At 71.1% G+C, this 17129-nt stretch carries 17 protein-coding genes and 1 pseudogene; 7 read left to right on the top strand and 11 right to left on the bottom strand.

Annotated features, from left to right (window positions below):
- Nucleotides 1–42 precede the first annotated feature (42 nt).
- A complete protein-coding gene (locus BLQ63_RS19360; protein WP_091038957.1) occupies nucleotides 43–543 on the top strand; it encodes a DinB family protein in 501 nt (166 codons plus the stop codon).
- Between the two features lie 41 nt (nucleotides 544–584).
- Here the strand turns inward: BLQ63_RS19360 and ligA are convergent, their stop codons facing one another.
- On the bottom strand, nucleotides 585–2708 hold the full coding sequence (gene ligA, locus BLQ63_RS19355; RefSeq protein ID WP_218125363.1) for an NAD-dependent DNA ligase LigA: 2124 nt from the start codon (nucleotides 2706–2708) through the stop codon (nucleotides 585–587).
- Between the two features lie 302 nt (nucleotides 2709–3010).
- Between ligA and BLQ63_RS19350 the strand changes: the two genes are divergently transcribed.
- A complete protein-coding gene (locus tag BLQ63_RS19350; RefSeq protein WP_091038955.1) occupies nucleotides 3011–4132 on the top strand; it encodes an ATP-grasp domain-containing protein in 1122 nt (373 codons plus the stop codon).
- 36 nt (nucleotides 4133–4168) lie between these two features.
- Here BLQ63_RS19350 and BLQ63_RS29355 read toward each other — a convergent pair.
- The 5 genes and pseudogenes from BLQ63_RS29355 to BLQ63_RS19325 all read right to left on the bottom strand — a co-directional run.
- Nucleotides 4169–4348 (bottom strand): annotated as a pseudogene (locus tag BLQ63_RS29355) (hypothetical protein); the annotation flags it as partial.
- Nucleotides 4349–4409: 61 nt separating this feature from the next.
- Nucleotides 4410–5765 carry a hypothetical protein gene (locus tag BLQ63_RS19340; RefSeq protein WP_091038952.1) on the bottom strand — a complete coding sequence of 452 codons (1356 nt, stop codon included), beginning with the start codon at nucleotides 5763–5765 and terminating at the stop codon, nucleotides 4410–4412.
- The gene (locus tag BLQ63_RS19335) at nucleotides 5765–6268 is read right to left on the bottom strand and encodes a SigE family RNA polymerase sigma factor (protein ID WP_091038949.1); all 504 of its coding nucleotides are present in this window, start codon (nucleotides 6266–6268) and stop codon (nucleotides 5765–5767) included. The genes BLQ63_RS19340 and BLQ63_RS19335 overlap by 1 nt, the downstream gene beginning before the upstream one ends.
- A 104-nt stretch (nucleotides 6269–6372) precedes the next feature.
- Nucleotides 6373–6711 carry a hypothetical protein gene (locus tag BLQ63_RS19330; RefSeq protein ID WP_091038946.1) on the bottom strand — a complete coding sequence of 113 codons (339 nt, stop codon included), beginning with the start codon at nucleotides 6709–6711 and terminating at the stop codon, nucleotides 6373–6375.
- Between the two features lie 135 nt (nucleotides 6712–6846).
- A complete protein-coding gene (locus BLQ63_RS19325) occupies nucleotides 6847–7719 on the bottom strand; it encodes a phosphotransferase (protein ID WP_091038944.1) in 873 nt (290 codons plus the stop codon).
- Between the two features lie 139 nt (nucleotides 7720–7858).
- Between BLQ63_RS19325 and BLQ63_RS19320 the strand changes: the two genes are divergently transcribed.
- Nucleotides 7859–9097 carry a sulfotransferase family protein gene (locus BLQ63_RS19320; protein WP_091038940.1) on the top strand — a complete coding sequence of 413 codons (1239 nt, stop codon included), beginning with the start codon at nucleotides 7859–7861 and terminating at the stop codon, nucleotides 9095–9097.
- A 183-nt stretch (nucleotides 9098–9280) separates the two neighbouring features.
- On the opposite strand, the gene BLQ63_RS19315 is transcribed toward BLQ63_RS19320, so the two are convergent.
- Both BLQ63_RS19315 and BLQ63_RS29675 read right to left on the bottom strand, forming a co-directional pair.
- Nucleotides 9281–10483 carry a sulfotransferase family protein gene (locus BLQ63_RS19315; protein ID WP_177155016.1) on the bottom strand — a complete coding sequence of 401 codons (1203 nt, stop codon included), beginning with the start codon at nucleotides 10481–10483 and terminating at the stop codon, nucleotides 9281–9283.
- Nucleotides 10484–10593: 110 nt separating this feature from the next.
- Nucleotides 10594–11412 carry a helix-turn-helix transcriptional regulator gene (locus BLQ63_RS29675; protein WP_091038936.1) on the bottom strand — a complete coding sequence of 273 codons (819 nt, stop codon included), beginning with the start codon at nucleotides 11410–11412 and terminating at the stop codon, nucleotides 10594–10596.
- A 153-nt stretch (nucleotides 11413–11565) separates the two neighbouring features.
- On the opposite strand from BLQ63_RS29675, the gene BLQ63_RS19305 reads away from it, so the two are divergent.
- Both BLQ63_RS19305 and BLQ63_RS19300 read left to right on the top strand, forming a co-directional pair.
- Nucleotides 11566–12345 (top strand): NAD(P)H-dependent oxidoreductase, encoded by a 780-nt coding sequence (locus BLQ63_RS19305; RefSeq protein ID WP_091038934.1) that lies wholly within the window; start codon nucleotides 11566–11568, stop codon nucleotides 12343–12345.
- 128 nt (nucleotides 12346–12473) lie between these two features.
- Nucleotides 12474–13115 carry a hypothetical protein gene (locus tag BLQ63_RS19300; RefSeq protein WP_091038931.1) on the top strand — a complete coding sequence of 214 codons (642 nt, stop codon included), beginning with the start codon at nucleotides 12474–12476 and terminating at the stop codon, nucleotides 13113–13115.
- Here the strand turns inward: BLQ63_RS19300 and BLQ63_RS19295 are convergent.
- Nucleotides 13112–13729 (bottom strand): dihydrofolate reductase family protein, encoded by a 618-nt coding sequence (locus BLQ63_RS19295; RefSeq protein ID WP_091038929.1) that lies wholly within the window; start codon nucleotides 13727–13729, stop codon nucleotides 13112–13114. The genes BLQ63_RS19300 and BLQ63_RS19295 overlap by 4 nt on opposite strands.
- A gap of 49 nt (nucleotides 13730–13778) precedes the next feature.
- Between BLQ63_RS19295 and BLQ63_RS19290 the strand changes: the two genes are divergently transcribed.
- Nucleotides 13779–14435: a winged helix-turn-helix transcriptional regulator gene (locus BLQ63_RS19290; protein ID WP_091038927.1), complete on the top strand. Its 657-nt coding sequence runs from the start codon at nucleotides 13779–13781 to the stop codon at nucleotides 14433–14435.
- A 31-nt stretch (nucleotides 14436–14466) separates the two neighbouring features.
- Here the strand turns inward: BLQ63_RS19290 and BLQ63_RS19285 are convergent, their stop codons facing one another.
- Nucleotides 14467–15015: a hypothetical protein gene (locus BLQ63_RS19285; RefSeq protein WP_091038924.1), complete on the bottom strand. Its 549-nt coding sequence runs from the start codon at nucleotides 15013–15015 to the stop codon at nucleotides 14467–14469.
- 111 nt (nucleotides 15016–15126) lie between these two features.
- Between BLQ63_RS19285 and BLQ63_RS19280 the strand changes: the two genes are divergently transcribed.
- Complete coding sequence (locus BLQ63_RS19280) at nucleotides 15127–15678, top strand: hypothetical protein (RefSeq protein ID WP_143014998.1); 552 nt, start codon at nucleotides 15127–15129, stop codon at nucleotides 15676–15678.
- A 46-nt stretch (nucleotides 15679–15724) separates the two neighbouring features.
- On the opposite strand, the gene BLQ63_RS19275 is transcribed toward BLQ63_RS19280, so the two are convergent.
- Nucleotides 15725–16918, bottom strand: a complete 1194-nt coding sequence (locus BLQ63_RS19275; protein ID WP_091038919.1) for a PucR family transcriptional regulator — start codon at nucleotides 16916–16918, stop codon at nucleotides 15725–15727.
- Nucleotides 16919–17129 lie beyond the last annotated feature (211 nt).

Raw genomic sequence — 17129 nt, 5'->3', positions numbered from 1 at the left:
CCTCCACGGGCGGGATGACACCCGCGAACCTGGAGTACATCGATGAAACGCGACAAAGCCCTGCCGCAACCGCCGGACGAGCGCACCGCGCTCAACGAGCGCCTGCGCTGGCAACGCCAGACCGTCCGCAAGAAGACCGAGGGACTCGCCGAGGACCTCGCCCACCGGGTGTATCTGCCCTCCCCGCTCATGACCGCTGCGGGACTCGTCTCGCACCTGCGCTGGGTCGAGCACAGCTGGTTCGAGACCAACCTTCTCGGCCTGCCCGACCGCGGACCGTGGACCGACGACGACCCCGACGCCGAGATGCGGGTCGACGGCGTGCCGCTCGCTCGGCTCCTCGAGGAGTACGACGAGCAGTGCGCCCGCTCGGTCGAGATCGCCGACTCGCTGCCGCTCGGCGCGCTCGAGAAGGAGCCGCCGCCCGGCAGTGAACCGTGCTCGCTGCGGTGGATCCTGCTGCACATGATCGAGGAGACCGCCCGCCACAACGGGCACCTCGACGTCATCCGCGAACTGGCGGACGGCGTCACCGGCGAATAGCGGTACCGGGACCGGGCCCGACGAGGTCCGGTCCCGTTCGACTACCCGGCCGCTTCCGCCTCCTCCGCGTCCGAGGACCGGTCGAGGAAGTCGGCGAGGCGTTCGGCGAAGGCCTCGGGGGTGACGGTCTCGACGCCGAGGTCCTGGGCCTTGGCGAGCTTGCTTCCCGCCTTCTCGCCCGCGACGACGAGGCTCGTGCGCGCGGACACGCTCGACGAGGCCTTGCCGCCGGCGCGGGCGATCAGCTCGTTCATCTGCGTCCGCGAGTAGTCGGCCAGGAGGCCGGTCATCCCGCCGGTCACGACGACCGCCATCCCGGCCAGGGGCAGCGCCGCCGACGCCTCGTCGGAGGCCTCGTCCTCGCCGTCCCGGGGCGGGACCCATCCGGGCTGGTCCATGTTCACTCCCGCGGCGTGGAGCTTCGCGATCACCGGCGCGAGTTCGGCGAGCTCGGCGACGATCACGGGGGCCTTCTCGCCGCCGATCCCGTCGACCCGTTCCAGCGCAAGGGCGTCGGCGGCCTGGATCGCGGCCATGGACCCGAAGTGGGTGGCGATCCGCAGCGACATCGAGCGTCCCGTGCCGAGGACGCCCAGCGCGCAGAACACCCGGTTCAGCGGCTGCGCCCTGGCCCGTGCGATGGCGGCGATGAGGTTGTCGGCGCTCTTGTCGCCCATGCGGTCCAGGTCCAGAAGCTGTTCCCTGGTGAGGGTGAAGAGGTCGGCGACGTCGGCGATCGTCTTCCGCTCGACCAGTTGCACGACGATCTTCTCCCCGAGCCCGTCGACGTCGAGGGCGTCGCGGGCGACGGCGTACCGGATCGCCTCGACCTGCCCGCACACCCGCCCCCGGGCGCACCGCCACCGCTCCTGGGTCCTGTCGATGTCGGCGCCGCAGCGCGGGCAGGCCTCGGGGAAGGCGATGGGCCGCTCGGCGCCGGTGCGCAGCGTGGTGACGGCGCCTTCGACGCGGGGGATGACCTCCCCTGCGCGGTAGACGATCACGGAGTCGCCGAGCATGAGGCCGCGGCGGGTGATGTCGGCGGGATTGTGGAGGGTGGCGTACGTGATGGTCGTGCCGCCTACCTCGACCGGCTCCAGGACCGCGCGCGGGGCGATGACGCCCGTGCGCCCCACGCTCCAGGTCACCTCGAGCAGCCGGGTGATCTTCTGCGCGGCGGGGAACTTGTAGGCGGTGGCCCAGTGCGGGGTCCGCGAGCCGGTGCCGGCCTCGGCGCGGTCGGCGGGGTCGTCGGCCTTGATCACGGCCCCGTCGAGCTCGTACTCGAGGTCGGCTCGCGCCGCGCCGATGGTCTCGATCCGGGCGAGGACGTCTTCGAGCGTGGCGCAGGCGAGGGTCGCGACCGGCGTGCCGAGCGTCGTGCCCAGGCCGAGGTGCTCCAGGCGCGCGATGAGTTCCGTGTGGGTCAGGCCCGCCAGGGCCGGGTCACTGGTGTGGGCGGGGTCGGTGAGCGCGTCGTAGGCGAAGAAGGTCTGCGACACGCGGTAGGGGCGGTCCTTGGCCCGCAGCGACCCCGAGGAGGTGTTGCGGCGGTTGGCGAACACCGCGCCTCCCGCGGCGGCGCGCATGGCGTTCGCCTCGGCGAACTGGGCCTCGGTCATGAGGACCTCACCGCGGACTTCGACCGTGACCGGTTCGGTGAGCCGGGACGGGAGGCCGATGAGGTCGCCGATCACGTGCGACACGTCCTCGCCGGTCGAGCCGTCGCCGCGGGTCACCAGCTGCGCCAGGCGGCCGTCGCGGTACCGGGCCGAGAGCGCGACGCCGTCGAGCTTCGGCTCCACGACCCAGCCGTTGACGGCCCGGCCGCCCAGGCGCCGCTCCAGCGAAGCGGCCCAGTCGGTGAGGTCCTCGGCGGAGAACACGTTGCCCAGGCTCAGCATCCGCACCGCGTGCGCGACGTCCCCGGTGGTGACGCCCGCGGCGACCTCGCGGGTCGGGGAGTCCGCCGCGACCAGGTCGGGGTGCTCGACCTCCCAGGCCGTGATCCCGCGCAGCAGCCGGTCGTAGGTCTCGTCGTCCATGCCGGACTCCCCCGAGCCGTAGTACGCCTCGGCGGACTCGCGCGCCTGGGCGACCGCTTGCAGATAGGCCGCTTCGTCGGCGAGCACCGCGGCGGTCGCTGGAGTGGGGATCGTCGTCATGACGCCAATGGTGCCAGCAGGCACCGACATGACCATGAGGAGCGGGCTCCCGGGGCGTGTCGGCACCCTGCCGGGATCATCGTCCGTCCCTTTCAGACGTCGTCTTCGGCGGCGTCGGCGCGGTCCGACGCCTTCGACCCGATTCGAGATCGCGTTGCGGTGGTGGCTCGCGAACGGATCCGTCATGCGGCGGCGGTGCCGGTCTCCCGCCGGTGTTCCGCCTTGCCACCGGCCCGCGGGAGGGAAAAGGATGGACGCGACGGCTCGACCCGATTGGGCCGCAACCTGTTTCGGAGGCCCGCATGAAGCGCCTGCTCCTGGTCGCACCGCTCGATTCGGGCCTCCTCGGCGTCGGCCGGATCCCGGTCGACCTGACCGTGCTGCAGACCGCGGAACGCGTCACCGACCACCAGCGCGCGCTCGCGAGGGTGGTCGTCACCGACGACTTCCTCGCCGAGGCCCGCAGGCTCCACGCCGAGCGGCCGTTCGACGGGGTGCTCGCGATGAACGAGCACTTCCTCCTCGACGCCGGGCTGATCGCCGACGACCTCTGCATCGCCGGCACCTCCCGTGAGGTGGTCCGCAACGCGATGGACAAGTCGGCCTCCCGCAGGCTGGCCGAGGGCACCGGCCTCGCGAACCCCCGGTACCGGGTCGTCCGCAGCGCCGAGGACCTCGCGAGCGGGTACGAGCACGTCGGATTCCCCTGCGTCGCGAAGCCGCTCGACAAGGCCGGGAGCGAAGACGTCCGCATCCTCCACGCGCCCGCCGACCGCGACGTCCCGGTGCTGCTGGAGGAGTACGTCGGCGGGACGGAGTTCTGCGTCGACGCGCTGTCGCGGGACGGCGTCCACGACGTGCTCCCCATCGCGGCCAGAACCACGCGCGACTGCGTGGAGCTCGCCCACGACATGCCCGCCGACCTGCCGGAGGAGACCGTCCTGGAGGTCCACGCGGCCATCGGGGAGCTCCTGGACGCCATCGGGTACCGCTCCGGGGCGTCGCACACCGAGTTCAAGATCGATCGCGGTCGGCTGTGGCTGATCGAGACGCACACCAGGTGCGGGGGCGACTGGCTCTGGGAGATGGCGGGCCTGATCACCGGGCGGTTCGCCCAGCCGGCGGCGGTCGCCGCGCTCGCCGGCGTGCCGGAGCCGGTGTGGGACCCGGTGGCCGCGGCCGCAGCGGTGGAGTTCCTGACCGCGCCGGAGGGGACCGTCACCGGCGTGAGCGGACTCGACGCGGCGGCGGGCATGGACGGGGTGGTCCGCGCCGAGTTCACGGTGGGCGTCGGCGACCGGGTCACGGCGCTGAACGGTGGGAACGGCCGGCTCGGCTACGTGCTCACCGTGGCGGACACGGCCCGCGAAGCGCGCGAGCGGGCCCGGAAGGCGATCGAGGCGGTCACCGTCACCGTGGCGTGACCGCCGGAGTGCGGGCGCAGACCCGCATGCAGGCGTTCACAGGCGCGGGTCGACCGGTTCGGATTCGAGGGCGAGGATCGCGAACGCGTACTGGTGCACCTGCCACGGCGGGGCTCCCTTGGCGACCAGGTCGCGTGCTTCGACGCCGAGCGCGCGCTCGCGCAGCGCCTCCGACCGCTTGTGGGTCAGGCGACGCAGGCGCTTCAGGTGCCGCGGGTCGCGCTCGAAAGGCCGGGCGCTTCCGCGCCCGGCCGGTTTTCGTCCTATGCGGTGATCGTCAGCGGATGGCGCCGACGATCGCGTCGAGCGTCGCGAAGTCGACCGGCGGGGCCTCGGTGCCGTCCACGGCCTCGACGCCGACGCCGATCATCCAGCCGTCGCCCGTGCGGTACTCCAGGGCGGTCAGGCCCGGGCGCTCGGCCTCGATGGTCCGGTGCACCGACACGTCCCGCGGATCGTCCGTCGCGGTCTCGCATTCGGCGTCCCGGCATTGCGCGTAGGCCGCGGCGATCTCCTCCGCCGGCTCGTCCCCCGCGCCGGTGACCTGCTCGGCCTGCAGGTAGAACCGGACGGTCTCGCCCGACTCGAGTTCGGCCAGGACGAACACCATGTGGGTCGCCTCCGAGCCGTAGACCGGTCCGCCGTACTCGGCGACGTCCGCGTGCAGGCGGACGAGGTCGAACGAGGGCGTGTCGACCACGGCCCCAGGGACCGCGTTCGCCACCGCGGCCGCGAGCTCGTCGGCGAGGTCCCGCTCGGCGGGCGGCTCGACCTCGGGCGCCTCCTGGCCGACCGGGATCGACTTGAGGATCTCGGTGACCTCTTCGAGAGTCGGTCCGGGCTGATCGGATTCGAAGCGGAGCGAGAAGCCCAGACTCAACACGACGTCCTCGCGGAAGAGGAACGCCCCCACCATCGGGAAGTCCGCCGAGCCGCCCTCCTCGGTGTCGGGGTTCAAGAAGTCGGTGCGGGTGCCCTCCATCAACAGGACCCGCCCCTCCTCGCTGTCGATCCATGAGCAGGTCAGTCCCGGGCTGTAAGTGCACTCCTCCTCTTCCATCTGCGACTCGTAGTCGACGCCCCCGGTCTCCCAGACGCTCCCCGTCAACCAGGCCCAGTCAGGAGCGGTGCCGTCGGCCCCGGGGAACGCCACCGCCTCTTGGAGGAAGTACGTGCCCTCGCCGTAGTCGTAGAACCCGTCGTAGTCCGGGCGGGTCGTGAGGCAGTTCCCCAGCGGTTCGCCGCCGAGGTCCGCCAGGCCCTCGAACAGGGTGGCGGTGTAGGCCGCGGCGGTGCGCTCCTTCTCTTCCGCCTGATCGGGAAGCGGGCAGTTGCCGTGGTCGGCGCGGGTCCACTGGTCGAGGAAGTCGTCCGCGACGTCGTCCGTCGGCAGGTCCTCGGGGGCCGCGCCGCCCGACGCGGCCATGTCGTCGTCGCCGAACGCCATCGGGATGCCTACGGCCGCACCGAGTGCCAGCACCGCGGCCGCGCCCCCGGCGACGGCGATCCCGACCCGCGCGCGGATCGCGCCGCGCTTGCCCGCCCGGACGATCGCCTCCGGGTCCACCTGGCCGACGTCCACCGGCCCGGAGGCGGCTTTGCCGAGGAGGTCGCGCACTTCGTCTTCGTTCATCACTTGCTCCCTTGGCTTGCGAGGTTCGACGTCGCGTAGTGCTGGCGCAGGGTCTTCAGGCCGCGCGCGGTGTTGCTCTTGACGGTGCCGGTGGTGCAGCGCAGGATCTTGGCGGTCTGCTCGACCGACTGGTCCTCCCAGAACCGGAGGACGAGGGTGGCCCGCTGCTTCAGCGGCAGCTTGGCGAGGATCGACGCGGCCTCGGCCTGGTCGTCAGGCCGGCTCGCGTCGGGTTGCTCGGGCGGGTCGGCGTAGGAGCTTTCGCGGCGGAACCAGCCGCGGCGGGTCTGGTCGATGAGGACGTTGGCGAGGATCCGCCGCGTGTAGGCGTCGGTGGTCTCGCGACGGGTCCGGCTCCAGGCTCCGTACAGCTTGATCAGCGAGGTCTGGACGGCATCCTCGGCGCGGTGCCAGTCGCCGCAGGTGAGGAACGCCGTGCGGAGCAGGGCACCGCGTCTGGCCTCCACGTACGCGCGGAACTCGCTCTCGGATTCGGGGGTCATGGATTGCCTTTCGTCGCTTCTCCGTCGCCGTTTCTACGGATCGGACCCACCCGGGGGTTGCATCGGCCCCCGGGTTTCGCCTCCGCGACGCGGCTCCGGCGCGACTAGTCGGCGGCGAGCGTGTCGAAGAGGTCGTCGGGGTCGATCTGCGCCCGGTACCTGAACATGAGCGAGACCTCGCTCCCGAAGGATCCGAGCGGGTCGGACGGGTCGACCACGAACTTCGGCTCCGCCCACTGCTGGGCGATCACGGCCGCGGGCTTGCGGTTCACCTCGAGGACCCACGTGGCCCGCCCGCCCGAGATCTGCGCCAGGTATCCGCGCTGCCGCAGGTAGCTGACGGCCTCGGCGATCGTGCTGGACTCCGGCAGGTCGACCGTCTCGGCGTGCGAGTCGAGGTCGTCCCCCATCGCGACGCTCGAGCGGTCCACGTTGATGATCATCGTTCGTCCTCCTCTGCTCGAACTCGATTGTCCCCGGCGCGCGCACCGGCGCACCGGAAGATCACGGTTTCGCCGGATCCGCGGACGCTGCGGCGATGGATGCCGCGCCCTCGACGGCCGCACCCGGGAACTGACCTACGGGCCCGCACTCCACGCGTAAGGCCACTCCGCGAGGACTTCGGCGATCATCCGGTGGCCTTGCGCTTCAAAGGCTTTGTCGCCGATCCGGTGGGCCCAGCAGGCAGTGCCGATCGCGGCGCGGGCGCGCTGGCGGAACCAGACGTCGGGCTCGCGCGGGTCCGTGCCGTAGCCGGACAGGAACGCCTCCTCCGCGCCGGGATGCCGCGCGAACTCCTGGACGGCCAGGCGCTCGAAGTCTTCGGCCGCCGGTCGCAGCCCCGCGCGCCCGAAGTCGATCGCGCGCAGCACCCCGTCGTCGAGGAGCCAGTTGCGGCACTGCCAGTCGCCATGGGTCGGAACGCAAACGGCGGCGACCGACGGCCAGGACCCGACCATGTCCCGCAGCTCCTCGGCGGGCGCGGACTCGATCCGGTGTGGTCCGTCCAGCCAGGCCAGCGCCCTGGCGTTCATCCGCGGCTCGTAGTCGGGATCCTCGATCGCCGTCTGCGCGTGCCACTCCCGTAGCAGCTCGCCGGCCTGCACATAGGTGTCCCTCTCGGCGGCGGCCGGCGTTCCCTGGACCAGGGTGCCGGAGAGGAATTCCGTCACCAGGATTTTCGCTTCGACGTCGGCGTGGAGCATCCGGGCGGCCCTGCCTCGTCGGACCCACGGCCCGGTCCACTCGCGGTGCGCGCGGATCTCGCGCTCGATGTGGCGGTCCGCGGCGCCGCCCGCCTTGACGACGACGGTCCGCTCGCCGATCCTCGCGCGCAGCACCGTGGTCTCGACCAGGTTCCAGCTCATGTCGGCCTCGACCACGAGGCCGGGCAGCCAGGCTTCGATCAGTCGGCTCTGATGAGGAGCGAGTGCGCCGAGGAGGTCGGTCATCGCAGCGAGCGTAGTGCTTCCGGGCGCCGCGGCGGCCGCCGCAACCCTTAAGATCGCCTCGGGCTCTTCACAACGCCTCCAGACCGCACACGCCGGCTCCGTCCGCGACCATTCGCCTCTCCGAGAGGACCCCACCCCCATGGGCAACAACCGAACCACCTCCGTATTCAAGGTCGCCAACGCGGCCATGGCGCCGATGCTGCGCTCGCGCAAGGACCCCGACAAGGCCTGGGCCAAGGCCGTCCAGCGCGTCGAGAAGGACACCGGCAGCGCCGTCGACGAGGGCGACCGCGAGTGGATCGAGGACTTCCGGTTCCTCATCAACTGCGTCGCCGACGTTCGCGACCTGTCGGCCATCGGCTGGGTCACCACGATGATGGACGCCCAGGCCCGGCTGCGGAACCGGCTGCGCATCCGCACGCTGCACCGCGAGCACCCCGAGATCGGCGCGGAGCCGATCGTTCGGCCCATCTTCGTGGTCGGCCTGCCGCGCACCGCCACCACGCTCGCCCACCAGGTGCTCGCGCGCTCCAAGCAGTGCCGCGGCCCCCGCCTGTGGGAGATGGTCCGCACCGATCTGCAGCGCAGCGCCGCCGAGGAGGCGCAGCTGGTCAAGAAGGTCGCCAAGCAGTTCTCGGCCACCCGCTTCGCCCCGGACTTCGACCACATCCACCCCGTGGATGCGACCAAGCCCGAGGAGAGCATGTTCGTGCTCCCCCAAGGGATGTACCACCTGCTGTTCCACGCGCCGATGCCCGAGTACCGGAAGTGGTTCGCCGCCCGCGACAACACTGTGGACTACCAGTACCTGAAGTCGGCGCTCCAGGTCCTCCAGTACGGCCGGCCACGGATGACGGACGGCTCGCCGCACCGGTGGGTGTTGAAGTACCCCTTGGACCTCGGTGAGATGTCGTCCATCCAGCAGGTGTTCCCGGACGCGACGTTCGTGTGGACCCACCGCAGCCCCGTCACCGTGATGGGCTCCCTGTGCAGTCTGGCCGACCTCGCCCAGAGCCTGTTCGTGACCCGAGTGGACCGCGAAGCGCTGGGCGCGTACGCAATGGAGCTGATGGCCGAGATCGTCGAGTCGGGCCGGTCGTTCCGGCAGCGGCACCTGTCGGCCGTGGTGGACGCGCCCTACCACCTGCTCGCCGACGATCCGTACGCGTACGTTCCGCGCCTGTACCAGCAGCTCGGCCTCGAGTGGTCGGTCAAGGACGAGGGCCACCTCTCCCAGGCGCTCGAACGCCCGATCCGCGACCGCAAGCACGAGTACACCTTGGGCGCCTACGGACTCGACGACGACATGGTGCACCGGACGTTCTCCGACTACGAGCGCATGGTGAGCGCCCAGAACTTCTACAGCCACCACCGCTGACGGCCGCCGCCCGGCCCCCTCGATCCTCGCCGGGGCCGGGCGGTGTGGTGCCGGAGGCGCGTGTCCGACGGCGCGGAGTGCTCCCTCGCGGCCATCGCCGTCGCGATCACCGTGGCCGCCTCGTCGCGAAGAGCCCCAACCGGACCCGCCGCAGGAACGCGTCCGGCCGGGGCTCTTCCTCGCCTAGCTGTTGAGGGTCACGACCCATTTGAGGTAGTCGCCGAACGCGGCCTCGATCTGGTCCTCGGTCAGGTCGAACTGCCGAATGGTGTACTCGTGCCGGCGATCGGTGACCGGGCGCGCGAGGGCGTCGGCGAGGTGGGCCGCGTCGGCCGCGCTCCAGGTCGCGCCCAGCTTCTGGTACAGCTCGGGCACATAGCGGTCCGGGTCGGCGTTGAGCCGGTGGTACGGGACGTCGATGATGCTCTCGCGGTGGTTCTGGCGCCAGGAGCGGCCGGACTCGACGGTCTCGGTCATGACCTCCAGCGCGAGGCGCCCGATCGCGGCGCGGTCGATGTGCTTGAGGAACAGCGAGTAGGACAGGTCGATCAGGGAGCACAGCGAGCCCATGACGGTGATCGGGTCGCGGTGGGTCCACACGAACGTCGCGTCGGGGAAGACACGCTTGATGGTCGCCATCTGGGCGAGGTCCAAGGGGTTCTTGAGGACCCAGCGGCGCCGGTCGCGCCCGTGCTGGAGCACCTGGAGGACCTCTTTGAGGTACTGGTAGTCCGGTGCGGCGTCGCGTTCGGCGAGCCAGCGCTGGTAGCGGGGCATCGGCGAGTGGTACAGGACGTGGTACATGCCCTGCGGGAGCAGGAGAATGCTCTCCTCGGCCTTGGTGGCCTCGACGGGGTGGACGATGTCGAAGTCCGGGGCCCACTTGGTGACGACGTTCGCCTTCTCGGCGAGCTTGACCCGCTGGCGCTCGGTGTCGGGGTCGACCGGCAGGTCCGGGCAGGCCATCTCCCAGCGCAGCGGGCCGCGGTGGCCCGGTGCCATGGCGAGGATGCGGTGGGCCAGGGTGGTGGCGGTGCGGGGCAGGCCGACGACGAAGATCGGCCGCTCGATCGGCTCGGCGCCGATCTCGGGGTGGGTGTGGTGCAGTCGGCGGACGCGCAGGCGGGTGACGAGGCGCTGCTGGGCGTCGTTGAGGCTGCTGATCCACCCGATCGGCGTCAGGCTCGGAACCTCGGCGACGCAGTTGAGCAGGAACCGGAACTCCTCGATCCAGTCCTGGTCGCTCTTGTCCGCCTCGACGCCGGCTTCGCGCTGGGCGGCGTTCACCGCCCGGGCCCAGGCTCGGTCGGGGTCGCGGCGCGATCGGGCCGCCGGGCGGAGGACGGCGTTGGTGAGGGTGAGGACGGGAGTGGTGCGACGACCCATCGGGGGGATCCCTTCGCATTGGCGGGGCAGGGTTCCCCGCATCCTACGACCGCGCCGAAGCGACGCTCGTCCGGAGCCGCGGTCGCCCGCTTTCGTTGCGGGCCCGGCGGTTACGGGCTCGGTGCGGTGCGGGGGTCCGGGCCCGCGAGCAGGCGCAGCCCGTCGTCGGCGGGGCTGCCGGGGGCCGCGGACAGCACCACCAGTTCCATGCCCGATTCGCCGGGCAGCCCGAAGTTCTCCTGGTGCAGTTCGAGCAGTCCGACGAGCGGGTGCCGGTACGCCTTGCGCCCGTGGGTGCGGGCGCGCACGTCCGCGCGGGCCCAGAGGCGGCGGAAGCGCTCGCTGCCCATCGCCAGTTCGCCGATGAGCGAGGCCAGGCGCGGGTCCTCGGGGTACCTGCCGGCGGCCAGGCGCAGATGCCCGACGACGTCGCGCGTGCACTGCTCCCAGTCCGCGTAGAGGCCGCGCTCGGCCTCGTCGAGGAACAGGTGCCGGGCGGTGTTGAGGCCCGGCATCGGCCGGCCGAAGAGGAGGCCGGCGAGGCGGTTCCCGGCGAGCACGTCCAGGCGGTGGTCCATGATGAGCGCGGGCGCGCCGTCGACCAGGTCGAGGACCCTCAGCACCTCCGGCCGGACGCGGCCGGCCGGCGCCTCGCCGCGGCGGCGCTGCCGGGCGAGCCGGTGGAGGTGGCCGCGTTCGGTCTCGTCGAGGCCGAGGACGCGGGCGAGCGCGTCGAGGACCTGCCCGGAGGGCTGCGTCGCGCGGCCCTGTTCCAGGCGCACGTAGTAGTCGACGCTGACTTTCGACAGTTGCGCGACCTCTTCGCGGCGCAGTCCTTCGACCCGGCGTCGCCTGCCGGTGGGCATCCCGACGGACGCCGGGTCGACCCGGGAGCGCCGGGTCCGCAGGAAGCCCGCGAGATCGTCCATGGGCCAAGTATGGCCGCGGCCGCGCCCGCGAAGGTGGTCCTGCCGTTCCTAGGTAGGCCTGTCCGATGGAAGCGGCGCCCCTGAACGCGGGGCGCCGGGGCGCCCAGAATCGGAGGCACCGCTTCCAGACGAAGCAGAACCGAAGGAGTTCCCATGAAGACGCTGATCGTCTACGCGCACCCGGAGCCGAAGTCGCTCAACAGCTCACTGAAGGACCTCGCCGTATCCACATTGGAGGGCGCCGGGCACGAGGTGCGGGTGAGCGACCTGTACGCGATGAACTGGAAGGCGGCCGTGGACGCCGCGGACTACGGACCCGCCGCGTCGACGCCGCTGCGGGTGGCCCTGGACTCGGGCCGGGCCTTCGACGCCGGGACGCTGAGCCCGGACGTCGTCGCCGAGCAGGAGAAGCTGCTGTGGGCCGACACGATCGTCTTCCAGTTCCCGCTGTGGTGGTACGCGATGCCCGCGATCCTCAAGGGCTGGGTGGACCGGGTGTTCACCTACCACTTCGCGTACGGCGTCGGCGAGCACAGCGACACCAAGTACGGCGAGCGCTTCGGCGAGGGCACCCTCGCGGGCAGGAGGGCGCTGCTGTCGGTGACCGCCGGCGGCCCGCAGTCGCACTACGCCCCGCGCGGGATCAACGGCCCCATCGACGATCTGCTGTTCCCGATCCACCACGGCATCCTCTACTACCCGGGCATCGAGGTGCTGCCGCCGTTCGTGCTGTACGGCACCGACCGGATGACCGACGAGGAGTACCCCGACGTCGCCAAGGCCTGGGAGGAGCGCCTGCTCACCTTGGAGTCGACCGAGCCGATCCCGTTCCGGCCGCAGAACTTCGGCGACTACGAGATCCCCTCGCTGCATCTGAGGGAGGGACTGGAGCCCGCGGGCCGCATCGGTTTCGGCCTGCACACGAGCGGCTGACCGCCGGAAGACGGCGCCTGACGCGACGGGACGACACGCCCGAGTTCGAAGGCGCCGCCCGCAGTCGACGTGGCGCCGGTGCAGTAGCTTCACTGGCGTCACACACGCCACCGCTCGAAGGACCGATCGTGGACCCATTCATCGTCAAACTGTCCGTCAAGAAGTTCCTCGCCGTCGCCGGAATCGGCCTCGTGGGACTCACCGGACTCACCGCGTGCACCGGCGGTTCCGGTGAAGACGCCGAGACCGGCACGGAAACCGAGGCCGAGGCCGAGGAGACGGCCGAGGCCGCTCCCGTGGTCGTCGAGTGCGACTACACGCCCGTTGACGCCGCCCCCGAGGCCGGCCTGAACATCGACGCCCCGCTCGAGATGTGCACGCCGGGCATGGTCGACACCTGGGACGTCGCCGTCACCGCCGTGGAAGCCGACGCGACCGAGACGATCCTGGGCGCCGACGCCTCCAATGCGGCCCCCGCCGCGGGGTCCCAGTACTTCATGATCACGCTGACCGGCACCAACAAGGGCGACGCCGCCGCCGCTCCCACGGACCTCCTGGTCGGCGCCCGCAACGAGGCCTTCACCTTCCAGAGCCCCTGCGGCATCGTTCCGAATGACCTCCTCGACGTCGCGGAGATCGCCCCCGGCGAGTCCTTCACCGCCAACAAGTGCGTCACGATCGAATCCGACAAGGTCGAGGGCGCGATCATCGAGATGGCGCTGCTGAACTCCTGGGAGGCGGAGGTCTACACCTACTTCGCCTCCGCTTAGGCCCGGGGGATGTCCTTGCCGGTCGGACGGTATTCGGTGAGGACGATCCGGTTGTCGAGGACGCGGTGGTCGACCAGTTCGAGGTCGGCGGACGCGACCTCGGTGAAGGCCGCGTTGCGCCCGGCGTCGCCCGCGAAGAGCGGGAAGGTGAGGATGCGGAGCCGGTCGACCAGGCCCGCGTTCAACAGCTGGCGGACGAGCGCGAGGCTGCCCCAGGTGCGGATCGGAGCGCCGCCGTCGGCCTTCATCGCCGCGATTTCGGCGATGAGGTCGGTGGCGATCCTGGCGTTCGGCCACGGCACCTCGGTGAGCGTGGTGGAGAAGATCGTCTTGTCCAGGCCCATGGTCATCTCGTACGTGTCGCCCCAGGCCTCGTCCGGGAGCTCGGCGAACGCCTCGTAGGTGCGCCGACCCATGATCACTCGCTGGGGCAGCGCGCCTTCGGCCTGGTCCCAGGCGCCGAGGTCGGGGCCGAAATAGCCGAAGTAGCCGGGTAGCCCGTCGCTGCCGGCCCAGCCGTCGACGGAGACGAACAGGTCGACGGTCAGTGTGGTCGTGGTTGCCATGATGCGGCCCTCCAGGGTTCGCGGACTGATCGGTTTCTGCTTCTTCATTTATTGCACCATACTTTAAAATATGAAGTCAAGTGATAGTATCGGCGACATGGCGAATCGGGAGTACCACCAGTACTGCGGCCTCTCGCGTGCCGCCGAGGTCGTGGGCCAGCGCTGGATGCTGCTGATCCTGCGCGACCTCACGGTCGGACCGCGGCGGTACTCGGACCTGGTCGCGGGTCTGCCCGGCATCCCCACGAACCTGCTGTCGACCCGGTTGAAGGAGCTCGAAGGCGACGGGCTGGTCGTGCGCGAGGTCCGGCGCGGCGCGGACCGGTCGGTCGTCTACGGCCTCACCGCCCGCGGCCTGGCGCTCATGCCCGCGCTCGACGCGCTGTCGCTCTGGGGGGCAGGGGAACTGCGGGAGCCTCGCGAGGGCGAGATCGTCACCGAGGCGTCGCTGGTGAGCGGGCTGCGCGTGGCGGCGGGCGCGGGGTCCCGGCCCGGCCGGGACGCGGTGTTCGTCGTCCACGTCGGCGACGCCACCGCTCACGTCCTCGTCCGGGACGGCGAGGTCACGGTGGTCCCCGGCGACCATGGGAGCCCCGACCTGCGCATCACCGCCGGCCCGCGGTTCCGCGACTTCCTGGCGGGCGCGGTCTCCCCGCAGGAGGCGGTGGCCGAAGGGATCGTCGGACTCGAGGGCGACGCGTCGCTCCTCGACGACATCGCGGCCGCGTTCGTCGTGCCGTACGCGGACTCCTGACGCTCGGGACGTCGCCGAGCCGTCGGTCGTGTCAGTGGCGCGGGTGGTCGGCGGTGCACCAGACTTCGGCTTCCGCGATGAACGCGGTCGAGGACGGACCGTCCGGGTCCACTCGCGGCGCGCCCGGCAGTCGGCCGCCGCCGACGGCGATCGAGCCTTCGGCGCAGGGGATCCACACGGTGGAGAGGATCATCGGGGTGCCGCCGAGGTCGTACTCGTCGTTGCGGGTCAGGAACCGGTCGATCGGTCCGGCGATCGTCACGGACACGTCGTCGCCGACCACGTCGAGGCCGCGCTCGAGGTCGAGTCGGAACTCGACCGGGGCGGCGGTCAGTTCGGGCTCCCGCCACTCGATGCCCGATCGGACGGCGGTGAGGTGCCGGTTGAACTCGGTGCCGAGCCAGGCCGCCAGTTCGAGGTCGGGGCCGATGATCCGGATGCGTTCGCGCGTGCCGAGAACGAGCGCGTGTCCGCTGCCGTGGGTCGACCAGTCCACGCGCCAGACGGAGGCGAAGGCGGTGGTTCGGTCGCCGTCGTAGAGGGTGATGCAGGGGTTGGCGCCCAGGACGAGGAGAGTCATGACCGAATGCTAAGAGCCGGTGGCGACCCGCCGCTCGGCGGAGGGGGTGTCGCGTTCGCGGATTCGCCTGCCATTGGGGACGGTTCCCGGGAGGCTGCCTAGAATCGGCGCATGACGAATTCGCGAGCTTTTCTCAAACGGCACATGGTGATCGGTGGACTACTCGCGATCCTGGCCGCGTCCGGCTGCGGCGCCGAAGCGGAGCCGGACGACGCCTCCGACTCGAGCTCGGACCCTGCCACGGCGGCTTCCCCGACTCCCGACGCCTCCTCCCCCGCGCTTCCGTCCCCCAACACGGCGGCGTCGGAGGAACCGGAGGCGGACGAGGCCGACTACGAGTCCTGTGGCGACGGCGAATGCGAGGTGTCCTTCACCGACTCGGTCGCATTCCCTCTCGAAGGGTCTGACGGCGAGTGGACGGTGGAGGCCGCCGTCGAGGACGACGGCGTCCAGGTGAGCCTGACCGACCCGGACGGCATGGGAGGCGGCGGCGGTCTGCTGTACGAGCCCGGTTGCACCCTGGCGATCCACGCCGACGGCGGCGGGAGCCTCTCGTGCGCCGAAGCCGGGGAGGAGCCGCCCGGACCCGAGGCCGGAGGGTATGTGGTGCACCTGCTGGAGCTGAACGGGGACACCGCGGTCATCGAGGCGATCCTGGGCTGACGTCCCGGCGGGGCCGGACCGACCGTCAGGGGTTCGTGAAGGCGCTCTAGTTCCAGGATTGGGGCGGGAGCTGGGTCCAGGCGTGGCAGGCGGTCACGAGTTCGGCGATGTCCCCCGGGTGGGCCAGGCTCTTGCCGGTCGCGAGTTCGATGCGGCGCAACCGGTGCCGGATCGTGTTGGGGTGGCACGTCAAGACCTCGGCGGTGGCCTGCGCCGAGCCGCCCGACTCGATCCAGGCGTTGAAGGTCTCCAGCAGCATGTCCCTGCGGTCGGAAGGCAGGTGCAGCAGACCGCCGAGGATCGTCCGCGAGGTCTCTTGGGCCGCATCGGGTGCCGACGCGACCAGCACGTTCATCGGGTTGTCCTGGAACTGCTCGACGGAGTCGCCGCCCGGATGGCGCCGCAGCACCAGCTGCGCCAGCCCCAGCGCCCAGGCCGCGCGTCGGAGCGGACCGAAGACCGGGCTGACCCCGACCGGCCCCGAGGCGTGGCGGCTCAGCACCTCCAGCGCCGGCTGCGCCCGGGAGGCCTTCTCCAGCGACACCACCCCGACGAGGGCGTCCTGGGTCAGGTGCCAGACCGAGTTCACGTCGATGGCCGACAGGCTCGAGTCGATCCGGGGAATGGGGTCCTCGCCGAGGCCGGTCGCCGCCGCGACGACGACGAACGCCCCCTCGACCGGCAGCCGCAGCTTGTCGGCGACCTCGACCACGGTGGCCAGACCGACGTCGTTCGACAGCAGGACGTGCACCAGCGCGGCGCGTTCGCGCTCCCTGGTGAGCAGCAGGTGCTGGGCTTCCTCGCGGTAGGCGTGGATCAAGGTGTCGCCGACGAGGTTGTGCAGGTGGAACCAGTTGCGGGACAGGTCGACCACCTCGTCGGCGGGCATGGCCGGCGGCAGGCGTGCCGCCCGGATGATCGCCGTCCACGTCTCGTCGTATCCCATCCGGAACGAGGAGAGCAGGTCCGCCAGCGGGAGTCCCTGCTGCGCGCGCACGCGACCGGTCTTGACCGCCGACGCCAGGTCGAACTTGCGTCCCGCCAAGCGGTCGAACGCGTCCTCGACATTGGCCTTGACCGATTCCAGCACCTGCTCCCGAGTCGCCACCGCACCGCTGACGTAGAACGGGATCTCCGCGAAAATGCGGGCGGTGATCCGCTCGGATATCGCGAGGACGCCGTCGCCGATGCGGCGGATGACCTCTTCCGCCGTGCTGCTGGTCGACTCGATGGTTTCCATTGTCGCTATCGCCGCCTTCAACGTCCGGGGGAAACGCCTGTCGCGCGACCTGTGCCCGGGAACAACCGGCCGGTCGAAACGCTGTCCTCGGCGCCAACGACCAAATGCCCGCTCACGCGTAAATCTATATGGCGTGACGCATTGGCGCTGGACGCTGTGGAGCGGTCGCAGTTCGCGTTCGGGTGCACTCGGCGGCCTGCGCGAGACGTCG

Origin of the sequence: Glycomyces harbinensis (assembly GCF_900101745.1) — a bacterium.
In the GTDB taxonomy this organism is placed as follows: domain Bacteria; phylum Actinomycetota; class Actinomycetes; order Mycobacteriales; family Micromonosporaceae; genus Glycomyces; species Glycomyces harbinensis.
This window is presented reverse-complemented; position numbering and strand designations above follow the sequence as displayed.

Bases quoted from the DNA above. Each gene is read 5' to 3' on its own strand.
- BLQ63_RS19280 (WP_143014998.1), top strand. From the start codon at position 15,127: ATGACGAATTCGCGAGCTTTTCTCAAACGGCACATGGTGATCGGTGGA.
- BLQ63_RS19320 (WP_091038940.1), top strand. From the start codon at position 7,859: ATGGGCAACAACCGAACCACCTCCGTATTCAAGGTCGCCAACGCGGCC.
- BLQ63_RS19340 (WP_091038952.1), bottom strand. From the start codon at position 5,765: ATGAACGAAGACGAAGTGCGCGACCTCCTCGGCAAAGCCGCCTCCGGG.
- BLQ63_RS19290 (WP_091038927.1), top strand. From the start codon at position 13,779: ATGGCGAATCGGGAGTACCACCAGTACTGCGGCCTCTCGCGTGCCGCC.
- BLQ63_RS19285 (WP_091038924.1), bottom strand. From the start codon at position 15,015: ATGACTCTCCTCGTCCTGGGCGCCAACCCCTGCATCACCCTCTACGAC.
- BLQ63_RS29675 (WP_091038936.1), bottom strand. From the start codon at position 11,412: ATGGACGATCTCGCGGGCTTCCTGCGGACCCGGCGCTCCCGGGTCGAC.
- BLQ63_RS19295 (WP_091038929.1), bottom strand. From the start codon at position 13,729: ATGAAGAAGCAGAAACCGATCAGTCCGCGAACCCTGGAGGGCCGCATC.
- BLQ63_RS19305 (WP_091038934.1), top strand. From the start codon at position 11,566: ATGAAGACGCTGATCGTCTACGCGCACCCGGAGCCGAAGTCGCTCAAC.
- BLQ63_RS19325 (WP_091038944.1), bottom strand. From the start codon at position 7,719: ATGACCGACCTCCTCGGCGCACTCGCTCCTCATCAGAGCCGACTGATC.
- ligA (WP_218125363.1), bottom strand. From the start codon at position 2,708: ATGACGACGATCCCCACTCCAGCGACCGCCGCGGTGCTCGCCGACGAA.
- BLQ63_RS19330 (WP_091038946.1), bottom strand. From the start codon at position 6,711: ATGATCATCAACGTGGACCGCTCGAGCGTCGCGATGGGGGACGACCTC.
- BLQ63_RS19360 (WP_091038957.1), top strand. From the start codon at position 43: ATGAAACGCGACAAAGCCCTGCCGCAACCGCCGGACGAGCGCACCGCG.
- BLQ63_RS19350 (WP_091038955.1), top strand. From the start codon at position 3,011: ATGAAGCGCCTGCTCCTGGTCGCACCGCTCGATTCGGGCCTCCTCGGC.
- BLQ63_RS19315 (WP_177155016.1), bottom strand. From the start codon at position 10,483: ATGGGTCGTCGCACCACTCCCGTCCTCACCCTCACCAACGCCGTCCTC.
- BLQ63_RS19275 (WP_091038919.1), bottom strand. From the start codon at position 16,918: ATGGAAACCATCGAGTCGACCAGCAGCACGGCGGAAGAGGTCATCCGC.
- BLQ63_RS19335 (WP_091038949.1), bottom strand. From the start codon at position 6,268: ATGACCCCCGAATCCGAGAGCGAGTTCCGCGCGTACGTGGAGGCCAGA.